10 protein-coding genes and 1 tRNA gene are annotated in these 10,829 nt (G+C 65.1%); 7 read left to right on the forward strand and 4 right to left on the reverse strand.

Features of this window, described 5'->3' with window-relative positions; genetic code table 11:
• The first annotated feature begins 122 nt into the window (after window positions 1-122).
• From AB5Y95_RS19020 to AB5Y95_RS19040, 5 genes are all read left to right on the forward strand, one after another.
• A complete protein-coding gene (locus AB5Y95_RS19020; RefSeq protein ID WP_368161821.1) occupies window positions 123-1,334 on the forward strand; it encodes a threonine synthase in 1,212 nt (403 codons plus the stop codon).
• Window positions 1,331-1,996, forward strand: a complete 666-nt coding sequence (locus AB5Y95_RS19025) for an amino acid ABC transporter permease (RefSeq protein WP_368161822.1) — start codon at window positions 1,331-1,333, stop codon at window positions 1,994-1,996. Before AB5Y95_RS19020 ends, AB5Y95_RS19025 begins: the two co-directional genes overlap by 4 nt.
• A gap of 74 nt (window positions 1,997-2,070) precedes the next feature.
• Window positions 2,071-2,733 carry an amino acid ABC transporter permease gene (locus AB5Y95_RS19030; RefSeq protein ID WP_258120048.1) on the forward strand — a complete coding sequence of 221 codons (663 nt, stop codon included), beginning with the start codon at window positions 2,071-2,073 and terminating at the stop codon, window positions 2,731-2,733.
• Window positions 2,730-3,491, forward strand: coding sequence for an amino acid ABC transporter ATP-binding protein (locus AB5Y95_RS19035; protein WP_368161823.1), 762 nt, complete (start codon window positions 2,730-2,732; stop codon window positions 3,489-3,491). Before AB5Y95_RS19030 ends, AB5Y95_RS19035 begins: the two co-directional genes overlap by 4 nt.
• A complete protein-coding gene (locus AB5Y95_RS19040) occupies window positions 3,488-4,324 on the forward strand; it encodes a transporter substrate-binding domain-containing protein (RefSeq protein WP_106553347.1) in 837 nt (278 codons plus the stop codon). Before AB5Y95_RS19035 ends, AB5Y95_RS19040 begins: the two co-directional genes overlap by 4 nt.
• 305 nt (window positions 4,325-4,629) lie before the next feature.
• Here AB5Y95_RS19040 and AB5Y95_RS19045 read toward each other — a convergent pair whose 3' ends face one another.
• Window positions 4,630-6,576 (reverse strand): MacB family efflux pump subunit, encoded by a 1,947-nt coding sequence (locus AB5Y95_RS19045; RefSeq protein ID WP_368161824.1) that lies wholly within the window; start codon window positions 6,574-6,576, stop codon window positions 4,630-4,632.
• 2 nt (window positions 6,577-6,578) lie between these two features.
• Complete coding sequence (locus AB5Y95_RS19050; protein ID WP_368161825.1) at window positions 6,579-7,739, reverse strand: efflux RND transporter periplasmic adaptor subunit; 1,161 nt, start codon at window positions 7,737-7,739, stop codon at window positions 6,579-6,581.
• A gap of 161 nt (window positions 7,740-7,900) precedes the next feature.
• Here AB5Y95_RS19050 and AB5Y95_RS19055 point away from each other — a divergent pair, with 161 nt between their 5' ends.
• Together AB5Y95_RS19055 and AB5Y95_RS19060 are read left to right on the forward strand one after the other, a co-directional pair.
• The gene (locus AB5Y95_RS19055) at window positions 7,901-8,581 is read left to right on the forward strand and encodes a response regulator transcription factor (protein ID WP_211049759.1); all 681 of its coding nucleotides are present in this window, start codon (window positions 7,901-7,903) and stop codon (window positions 8,579-8,581) included.
• Window positions 8,578-9,861, forward strand: coding sequence for an ATP-binding protein (locus AB5Y95_RS19060; protein ID WP_368161826.1), 1,284 nt, complete (start codon window positions 8,578-8,580; stop codon window positions 9,859-9,861). The genes AB5Y95_RS19055 and AB5Y95_RS19060 overlap by 4 nt, the downstream gene beginning before the upstream one ends.
• 29 nt (window positions 9,862-9,890) lie before the next feature.
• Here AB5Y95_RS19060 and AB5Y95_RS19065 read toward each other — a convergent pair whose 3' ends face one another.
• Complete coding sequence (locus AB5Y95_RS19065; RefSeq protein ID WP_099360048.1) at window positions 9,891-10,391, reverse strand: NUDIX domain-containing protein; 501 nt, start codon at window positions 10,389-10,391, stop codon at window positions 9,891-9,893.
• A gap of 179 nt (window positions 10,392-10,570) precedes the next feature.
• A tRNA-Asp gene (locus tag AB5Y95_RS19070) sits at window positions 10,571-10,647 on the reverse strand.
• Between the last annotated feature and the right edge of the window lie 182 nt (window positions 10,648-10,829).

Here is a 10,829-nt window from a genome sequence, read left to right on the forward strand (position 1 = left end):
GACCAATCGGAGTCATATGAATTTTTTCGCTTAGGTTTGCCAGTTTATTTTGTTTGTTATCCGGCACTTGGGTCACAGGATGGAATAAGCGACTGACCATCTCGACTCATTCAGGATAAAGCATGCCGTACAGCTACCTATCACATCTGCGTTGCAGCAAGACCGGCGAGATTGTGGATGCCGATCAGCCCCAGCAGCTGAGCCCGGTCGGCGCCCCCTTGCTGGCCAGCTACGACCTCGAGGCCCTGAAGCAGGCCTGGCATCCGGCCGCCCTGCTGGGTCGCCCCGCCAGCTTGTGGCGCTACCACGAGCTGCTGCCAGTGCGCGACCCCGCCCAGGTGGTCACCCTGGGGGAAGGCTTCACCCCACTGTTGCCGCTGCCGCGCCTCGGCAAGCAGGTCGGCATTCCGGATCTCTGGATGAAGGATGAGAGCCTCACCCCCACCAGCTCCTTCAAGGCCCGCGGCGCCGCAGTCGGCGTCTCCCGCGCCCGCGAACTCGGCATCACCCACTTCGCCATGCCCACCAACGGCAACGCCGGTGCGGCCTGGGCACTCTACGGCGCCCGCGCCGGCTTGCGCAGCACCATAGTCCAGCCGCAGGCGGCCCCCGCCATCACAAGGCTGGAGAGCGCCCTGGCCGGTGCCCGCCTCTATCTGGTGGACGGCCTCATCAGCGACGCCGGTCGCCAGGTGGTCGAAGCGGTGGCCGAGCAGGGGCTGTTCGATGCCTCCACCCTCAAGGAGCCCTATCGCATCGAGGGCAAGAAGACCATGGGGTTTGAAATCGCCGAGCAGCTCGGCTGGACCCTGCCGGACGTGATCCTCTACCCCACCGGCGGCGGCGTCGGCCTCATCGGCATCTACAAGGCGCTGCGGGAGTTGCAGGAACTGGGCTGGGTGCAGGGACCGCTGCCGCGCCTGGTGGCGGTGCAGGCGAGCGGCTGCGCCCCCATCGTCCGGGCCTGGCAGCAGGGGGAGCGCGAGTCGCGCTTCTGGCCCGACTCCCAGACCCTCGCCTTTGGCATCAACGTACCCAAGGCGCTGGGGGATTTTCTGGTGCTGGACGCCCTCTATCGCACCGAGGGCTGCGCCGTCGCGGTGGAAGATGGCGCCATCCAGCGCGAGCTGCGTCAACTCGCCTCCCAGGAGGGCTGCTTCGTCTGCCCGGAAGGGGCGGCCGCCTTCGCCGCCGCCCGCCAGCTGCGGGAAGCGGGTTGGATCCAGGGGGGCGAGCGGGTGGTGGTACTCAACACCGGCGCCGGCATCAAGTACCCGGACGCCATCACGGTCGTGCCCCAGCGACTGCGCCGCGACGGGAGGATCCCGGCATGAGCTTCGACTGGTCCTTTGTTCTCAGCACCCTGCCGGCGTTCGGCCAATCGGTTTGGGTCACCCTGCAGCTCGGCGCCATCGTGATCCTCACCTCGCTCGCCGTGGCGCTGCTCAATGTGACGCTGCAAAGCCTGCATCGGCCCTGGCTGAACAGGGGGATCCGCGCCTATGTGGAGCTGGCCCGCAACACGCCGCTCTTGATCCAGCTGTTCTTTCTCTACTTCGGGCTGCCGGCGCTCGGCCTGTCGCTGTCGGGCTTTGCCACGGCGGTGATCGCCATGACCTTCCTCGGCGGCGGCTACCTGACCGAGGCGCTGCGGGCAGGCGTTCAGGCAATCCCCCCCAGCCAGCTGGAGGCAGGGCGAGCCATCGGCCTCTCCCGCTGGCAGCTGCTGCGCCACGTCCAGCTGCCCCAGGCCTGGCTCGCCAGCCTGCCGGCGCTGTTTGCCAACTTCATCTTTCTGCTCAAAGAGACCACGGTGGCCTCGGCGGTGGCGGTGCCGGAGCTGCTCTACACCACCAAGAACTACATCGCCCTCTACTACAAGACCTACGAGATGCTGGCGGTGCTGACCTTGATGTGCGTGCTGATCTTTCTGCCGCTCTCCCTTGCCCTGCGCGTCGTTGAAAGGAGGCTGCAACATGGTCAGTTCAGTCATTGAATCGCTGATGCAGGCAGCGATCGTCCTGCTACCGCGGTCACTCACCACCGATGCAGAGGAAAGGAGGGCTCAATATGGCCAGTCCGGTCACTGAGCAGCTGACGCAGGCGCTGCCACTGCTGGCGGTGGGCGCGGGCCAGACCCTCGCCATATCGCTGCTCGCCATCCTGTTCGCCACCCTGGGCGGGGTCGGTTACGGCGTGCTGGCCCAGCAAGGGGGAAGGCTGACGCGGGTAGTGTTGCGAGTCTATCTGGAGCTGTTTCGGGTGGTGCCCGTGCTGGTCTGGCTCTACCTCTTCTTCTTCGGGCTGCCGATCTTCTTTGGCCTGGATATCCCGGCCTTCTGGTGCGCCGTGCTGGTGCTGGCCCTGTGGGGCGCCAGCGAGGTGGGAGAGGTGGTGCGCGGCGGCCTCAACTCCCTAGCCCGTGGTCAGCAGGAGGCCGGCCTGGCGCTCGGGCTCTCTCGCTGGCAGCTCTATCGCCACGTGCTGCTGCCCCAGGCGCTGCAACGGCTGACGCCGCCGACCATCAACATCTACACCCGCATCATCAAGACCAGCTCGCTGGCGGTGCTGATCGGGGTGGTGGAGGTGATCAAGGTGGGCCAGCAGATCATCGAGCGCACCTATGGCTCGCTGCTCATCTACGCTCTGCTGTTCCTGTTCTTTTTTCTGGTCTGCTATCCGCTCTCGCTCGCCTCACGCCGGCTGGAGCAACAATGGGGTAATGCGGTATGACACCTCTGCTTGAGCTCAATGCTGTCAGCAAACAATTCGGCCAACACCGGGTACTGGATGAGGTCAGCCTCACGGTGAACGCCGGGGAAGTGATCGTCATCCTGGGGCCGAGCGGCTGCGGCAAGAGCACCTTGCTGCGCACCCTCAACGGGCTCGAACCCATTCAGGGGGGCGAGATTCGCTTCGATGGAGAGCGGCTGGATGGCAATACCGACTGGCAGCGGCTGCGCCAGCGCATCGGCATGGTGTTCCAGAGCTATCACCTCTTCCCCAACCTGACGGTGCTGGAGAACGTGCTGCTCGGCCCCCTGCAGGTGCAGAAGCGGGAGCGGGCCGAGGCCCTGCTGCAGGCGGAACAGCTGCTGACCCGCATCGGCTTGTGGGAGCGGCGCCATGACTATCCGCGCCAGCTCTCCGGCGGCCAGCAGCAACGCATCGCCATCGTGCGGGCGCTCTGCATGAACCCGCAGGTGATGCTATTTGACGAGGTGACCGCTGCGCTGGATCCCGAGATGGTGCAGGAGGTGCTGGAGGTGATCCGCGATCTCACCGGCAGCGGCATGACCCTGCTCATCGTCACCCACGAGCTGGCGTTCGCCCAGGCGGTGGCGGATCGCATCGTCTTCATGGATGGCGGCCACATCCTGGAGCAGGCCGCGCCCCATCAATTTTTCGAGAACCCGCGCAGCCAGCGTGCCCGCCAGTTCCTCGCCAAGTTTTCTTATACAAATGTCATCAAACGAAAGGAGTCAGCATGAAAAAAATCACCTCGGTTCTGTTCAGTGCCTTGTTGGGACTGGGTCTCGCCAGCGGCGCCGCCCATGCGGCGGACGGTTCCCTTGCCAAGATCAAGGCCCGCGACAAGCTCATCGTCGGCGTCTTCACCGACAAGCCCCCGTTTGGCTACGTGGACGAGAAGGGCAACTACGTCGGCTTTGACACCGACCTCGGCCGCCGTTTCGCCAAGGATCTGCTGGGGGACGAGAACAAGGTCGAGTTCGTGGCGGTGGAACCCGCCAGCCGCATCCCCTTCCTGCAAAGCGACAAGGTGGATCTCATCCTCGCCAACATGACGGTGACCCCGGAGCGGCGGCAGGTGGTGGACTTCACCAACCCGAACCTCAAGGTCGCGGTGCAGGTGCTGGTACCGGAGAAGAGCGCCGCCAAGGGACTGAACGATCTCGCGGACAAGACCCTGATCGTCACCACGGGCACCACGGCCGACATCTGGCTGACCCGCAACCACCCGGACTGGAAGGTGCTCAAGTTCGAGAAGAACACCGAATCCCTGCAGGCACTGGCCCAGGGCCGTGGCGACGCCTATGCCCAGGACAACCTGGTGCTGTTCAGCTGGGCCAAGGAGAACCCGGGCTATCGGGTGCTGCCCGAGAAGCTGGGCTCGGAAGACCCCATCGCGCCGGCGGTGAAGAAGGGCAATATCGAGCTGCGGGACTGGGTCAACGACCGTCTCGCCAAGCTGGGGGAAGAGAAGTACCTGCTGAAACTCTACGACCAGTATGTGCGCGAACACTTAAGCGCCGATACCGATCCCAACGACGTGATAGTGGAAGGAGGCAAGTGGCAGGGCTGAACCTGCGAAGTGCTGAGAGTGTGAATGTGTGTGAAATCTTGGTTCCGTTGGTCCGCAAACCGCAAGGTTTGACCTTTCAGGCGTCCCCCTCGGGTGGCGCCTTTTTTTCGCATGGGAAAAAGAACCGGGCCACGGGGCCCGGTTGAAAACCCGCGCAGAGCAGGCTGTGTCACGTCGATGACACGGTTCAGGCTGCCGGACTGGCACGGGATGCCGTCCGGCCAATTCGCCGCGCCGCCGAGGGCGGGATGAGCCCTCGGCAACGCCGGCGAATGGGGTGGCGCAGCGGGCGCCGAAGAGGGTGCCTACTCCCGCTCCAGAGCGTGGATGGGGTCCATCCGCGCCGCCCGCCGCGCCGGGAAGAAGCCGAACAGCACGCCGATGAGGCTCGAGCAGAAGAAGGCCATCAGCACGGCGTCCAGGGAGTAGCTCAGGCTGAACTGGCTGCTGAAGTGCTCGAACAAGACGCCGACCAGCAGGGAGAGCAGCACCCCGGCCGCCCCTCCCAGCAGGCAGACCAGCACCGCCTCGATCAAGAACTGCTGCAGTATGTCGCCGGTTCTGGCCCCCACCGCCATCCGCACGCCGATCTCGCGGGTGCGCTCACTCACCGACACCAGCATGATGTTCATCACCCCGATACCGCCCACCACCAGGGAGATGAGCGCAATCATGGCGATCAGCAGGGTCAGGGTGGCATTGGTGCTGGTGATCGCCTGACGGATGCTGTCGGTGTTGAGCACGAAGAAATCCTGACTGCCGTGCCGCTCACGCAGCAGGCGGGTGATACCATCCTCGGCGGCGGCCAGCGCCACCTCATCCTGCACCCGCACGCTGATGCTGCGCAGGTGGCTCTGGCCCAGCATCCGCGTCATGGCCGTGGTGTGGGGGATCCAGACGTTGAGGTTCTCGTCGCTGCCAAAGCCGCTCTGGTTGCGGGCCACCACCCCGATCACCCGGCACGGCAGGCTACCCAGCAGGATCACCTGACCGAGCGGCGACTCCCCCGCGGCAAACAGGCGCGCCAGGCTGTTTTCGTCGATCACCACCTCCTGCGCCATGTCGGCCACGCTGGTGGCATCGAACAGCATGCCTTGCAGCAGTCGATAGCCGCGCACCTGGAAGAACTGCTCCCCCACCCCGTTCACCGAACCCAGCACCGCCTGACTGCCCCGGCGCAGGGTGACGCTGGTGGCCAGGCTGGGGGTCACGCTGTGCACATAACCAAGCCCGGCGAGGGCCTCGGCATCCTCCACCCTGAGGGTCTGGACCGCCTCGGCCCGCCGATCGCCGAAGCCGCTGCCGGGGAAGATCTCCAGGGTGCTGGTGCCCATGGCATTGATATTGGCCAGTACCTGCTGCTGGGATCCGCGCCCGAGCGCCACCACAGACACCACGGCGGCGATGCCGATGATGATGCCGAGCATGGTGAGGAAGGTGCGCATGCGCTGGGCCTGCATGGCCAGCAGCGCCATCTTGAAGGCGGCGCCGAGCCGCCCGGCCAGACCGCCACGCGCCCCTTCGCCGACCCGGGACGCAATGTGCGCGGGAAGCGGCTGTGCCGGCTCATGACGACGATCGGCCACCACCTCGCCATCTTTCAGCTCGATGATCCGCTCGGCCTGCTCGGCGATCGCCATGTCGTGGGTCACGATCACCAGCGTATGCCCCTCGCGGTGCAGCCCATTCAATATGCCGAGCACCTCGGCCCCGCTCTGGCTGTCGAGGGCGCCGGTCGGCTCGTCCGCCAGGATCACCTGACCGCCATTGATGAGGGCGCGGGCAATGCTGACCCGCTGCTGCTGGCCGCCGGAGAGCTGGCTCGGCTTGTAGTCGAGCCGGCTGCCTAGCCCGAGCCGCTGCAGCAGGCTCTCGGCCCGCGCCTTGCGCGCATCGCCGGCCAACCCGGCATAGAGGGCGGGCAGCGCCACGTTGTCGCGGGCACTGAGATCCCCCAGCAGGTGGTAGCGCTGAAAGATGAAGCCGAAGTGCTCGCGGCGCAGGGTCGCCAGCGCATCGGCCGCCAGCCGGCTCGTCTCCCGTCCGGCCACCCGGTAGTCACCCTCGCTCGGCTGATCGAGGCAGCCCAGAATATTGAGCAGGGTTGACTTGCCGGAGCCGGAGGCGCCGACGATGGCCACCATCTCGCCCCGCGCTATGGTCAGGTCGATGCCCTTGAGCACCTCGACGCGCCGCTCCCCGTCGCCAAAATGGCGGCGGATACCGCTCAGTTGCAGCAGTGGTTCTCTCATCATCACATCCCCATGGGCGGACCCATCCGCCCGCTCTGCTGGTGCTGGGCCGTCAACTGGCTCACCACCACGGCCTCCCCCTCCGCCAGCCCGTCCAGGATCTGGGCATCCACCTTGTTGTTGAGGCCGACCTTCACCTGCCGCCATTGCGGGCGACCGCCCTCATCCACCACCTGTACCCGCCCCTCACTCAGGGCGATGGCCGGGATCACCAGGGCGTTGCGTTCGGTCGCCAGCACAATGTGCACCTGGGCCGTCATGCCGATGCGCAGGGCCCGCTGCGGATTTTCCACCTCGAACAGGCCGTTGTAGTAGACGGCCGTGCTGGTCGAACTGCTGCTGGTCGTGTCGTCGTTGATGGTGTCGGGGGCGGGCTCGATGGCACGCAGGCTGGCCTGGTAGCGCTGCTCGGGCGCTCCTAGCACGGTGAAATAGCTGGGCAAGCCGGCCTTCACCCTGATCACGTCCGCCTCCGAGATCTGCGCCTCCACCGTCATGGTGTCGAGCCGTGCCACCTTGACCATGGTCGGGGTACTCTGCACCGCGTTGACCGTCTGCCCCTGCTCCACCGGGATCGCCACTATGGTGCCCGCCATGGGGGAGACGATGCGGGTGTAACCCAGATTCACTTTGGCGGTATCGACCGCGATGCGGGCCTGCACCGCCTGCGCCGTCAACGCCCGGATGTCGGCACGGGTGGCCGTCAGGGTCGCCTCCGCGCTGTCGTAGTCGGCCTGACTGCCCAGTCCCCGAGCCAGCACCTTGCGCTGGCGCTCGAAGGCCAGCTGGTTGTTGCGCAAAGTTGCCCGGCGCGAGGCCAGCTGGGCCTGCACGTTGTCGAGAGCAGCTTCGGCATCCTTGAGGGCGTTCTGCTGGGTGAGATCGTCGATCTCGACCAGCAGATCACCCTGCCTCACCTCGTCCCCCAGTGCCACGTGCAGCGCCTTGATTTGCCCCGACACCTGGGCCCCCACACTCACCAGCTTCTGGGCCTGCAGGGTGCCGTCGGCCAGCACGCTCTGCTCCAGATCCCGCCGCTCGACCGAAGCCGTGATATAGGCGGCAGCCGGCGCCGCCCTGGAAGGCAGCCACAGCCAGCCGGCGCCGACCAGCACCAGGGCGGGCAGCAGCAGGCGAACAACGAGAAGACGGATAGGGGGCATCGCGGATATCCTTGGCTTAAACAGAGGGTGAAGCAGACCCGGGCAATCTACTCCAATGTCCGGTTAAGCCTCTTGCAGGGCAGTGTAAGGATTGCGTAAAAGCAGCTGTCAGGCAGGGACGGACACGGGAAAATGGCGCCAACCCGAGACGGAGAAGAGCGATGAAGATCCTGCTGGTGGACGATGATCTGGAGCTTGGCACCATGCTGAGCGAATACCTGGGCGGCGAAGGCTTTGCCACCACCCATGTGCTGACCGGCAAGAGCGGCGTGCAGCACGCCCTCTCCGGCAACTATGCCGCCGTGGTGCTCGACATCATGCTGCCCGACTTGAACGGCAGCGAGGTGCTGCGCCAGATCCGCCGCGACAGCCGGATCCCCGTCATCATGCTCACCGCCAAGGGGGACAACATCGATCGGGTGATCGGGCTGGAGATGGGGGCCGATGACTATGTGCCCAAGCCCTGCTACCCGAGGGAACTGGTGGCCAGGCTGAGGGCCGTGCTGCGCCGGGTCGAGCCTGCCCCCGCCAATCCGGGCAAAGAGCAGGGTCTGCGCCTTGGCGAGCTGGTGCTATCCCCCGCCACCCGTCAGTGCCACTGGCAAACGCAGCCGCTGGAGCTGACCGCCACCGAGTTCAACCTGCTGGAGCTGCTGCTGCGCTCGCCGGAGCGGGTGGTCAGCAAGGATGAGCTCTCCCTGCATGGGCTGGGCCGCCCACGCGAACCCTATGATCGCAGCGTCGACGTGCACATCTGCAATATCCGCCAGAAGCTGCAGGCCCTGGCGGGGGAAGCCATCGGCATCGAGACGGTGCGCAGCATAGGATACCGGCTGGCATGATCCTCAAGGGGCGCCTGTTCTGGAAGATCCTGTTCGGCTTCTGGTTCACCATCATCATGATGAGCCAGCTGCTGTGGGTGGCCTTCAGCCTCTATCGCCACGAAGGGCCGCCGGAGCAGCGGATGGCAAGCCAGCTGGCCGAACGCCAGCTGGAGGCGGCCGCCAGCCTGCTGCAGCGACAGGGACCGGCTGCAGTCGCAGCCCTGCAGGCCAGCTGGCCGGCCCGGGAGCGAAGGCTGCTGCAGCTTGAACCGATCACAACAGAACCAGCCACGACGCTGAGCGGCCGCATCCTGCCGGGGGCCGATGGCCAGCACTATCGGCTCGACTACGACGGTGCCGGCCTGCAGCAGTTGCTGGCCCCGCCCCAGCCCCACCGCAACTGGCTCAACATGCCGCCCCCCATGTGGTGGATCGGCGGGCTTGGCGGCCTCTTCTTCAGTGCCCTGCTCGCCTGGCACCTGACTCGTCCCATGAACCGCTTCCGACAGGGGTTCGCGCGCCTCGCCCAGGGTGAGCTTGATGTGCGCCTCTATCCCGCCATGCGGCGGCGCCACGACGAGATCAGCGATGCGGCCCGCGACTTCGATGCCATGGCCGAGCGGCTGCAACTGCTGGTGGAGAGCCGCGAACAGCTGCTGCACGACGTCTCCCACGAGCTGCGATCCCCCCTTGCCAGGTTGCAGCTGGCCATCGGTCTTGCCCAGCAGGATCCGGCCAGGATCGCGGGATCACTCGCGCGGATCCAGCTCGAGACCCAGCGCATGGACAAGATGATCGGCGAACTGCTGACCCTCACTCGTGCCGGCCATGGCGAGCGGGACGGCGAGGAGTATTACGATCTGCAGGGGCTGGTCGACGCCGTGGTGAGCGATGCCCGCTACGAGGCGCAGCACATGGGCGTCGAGATCAAAACCTGGGTAGATGAGACCCAGGAATACACGGTCTGCGGACAGGCGGAGTTGATCCGCCGGGCCCTCGACAACGTGCTACGCAATGCCCTGCGCTTCTCGCAGGCGGGCCAGTGCATCCACCTGACCCTGATGCACCAGGGCAGCGAGTTCGTCATCGAGGTGGCGGATCAGGGGATGGGGGTGGATGAGAGCAAGCTCTCCAGCATCTTCGATCCCTTCGTACGGATCGGCTCCCCTGCGGCAGGCAAGGGTTATGGGCTGGGCCTTGCCATCACCCGCAAGGCAATCCAGGCTCAGGGAGGGCGGGTCGACGCCAGAAACGGCGAAGAGGGCGGCCTGATCGTCACCCTCCACCTGCCGGGCTAGCTGCTCCGCCCTGTCATCACAGCTATCGGTTAGCCCCGCAGCCGCTGCAATTGACCGATGGCATTGCCGGTAGAACGAAAGGCAAACTCGGCAGGGGCAAGGCCGGCCAGCTTGCGCCACTCGCAGGCTGCCACATCATCGGCCGCCACCACCAAAGGCTTGTCTGCCAATTCCAGCAAGAACACGGTATCGCAGGTGTGATAGGTCACATCGTCATAGGGATAGACGTTGGCATAGGAGCCAAGATAGCGCGGCGTCTCTCCCGCCAGATCCAGCCCCAGCTCCTCCTTGAGCTCCCTCACCAAGGCTTCCTCCAGCGATTCGCCGGGATCGACGAAGCCGCCAGGCAGATCCAGCAAGCCCCGGCCGGGATCCCGGGCCCGCACCGCAACCAGCAGCTCGTCCTGCCAGCACAGAGCCACCATCACGGCCGACGCCACATTCTGGAAATAGTGAAAACCACAGCCACAGGCAAACTCTTTCTCGCTGCGCTGTTGCAGCGTTCCGGAACCACAACGCGGACAAAACATAGGAGACTCTCATCTGACACCAAAGGCGCATTGTATGCCGAACCCCATCCCTGATGGAAAGCCTTGAGGCACAACACCCATAACGTGATAGATCAGCGGGATATAAAAGAGGGAGAAGAGGTAATACTGCGGGAAACAAACGAAAAAAGCCCAGTCTTTCGACTGGGCTTCTTAAGTAGTGGCGGAGCGGACGGGACTCGAACCCGCGACCCCCGGCGTGACAGGCCGGTATTCTAACCGACTGAACTACCGCTCCGCATTCGGTTAGCTTTCGCTAAATCTTTTGCTGCTTCTTTATGAGGTGTCATCCTCGCAGCCGGTCATGTCTTTCACATCACCGTTTAATTGGGTGCCTGGCAGTGTCCTACTCTCGCATGGCGAATGCCACACTACCATCGGCGCTACAGCGTTTCACTTCTGAGTTCGGCATGGGGTCAG

It is taken from the genome of Aeromonas sp. R5-3, assembly GCF_040908225.1.
GTDB lineage: Bacteria > Pseudomonadota > Gammaproteobacteria > Enterobacterales > Aeromonadaceae > Aeromonas > Aeromonas dhakensis.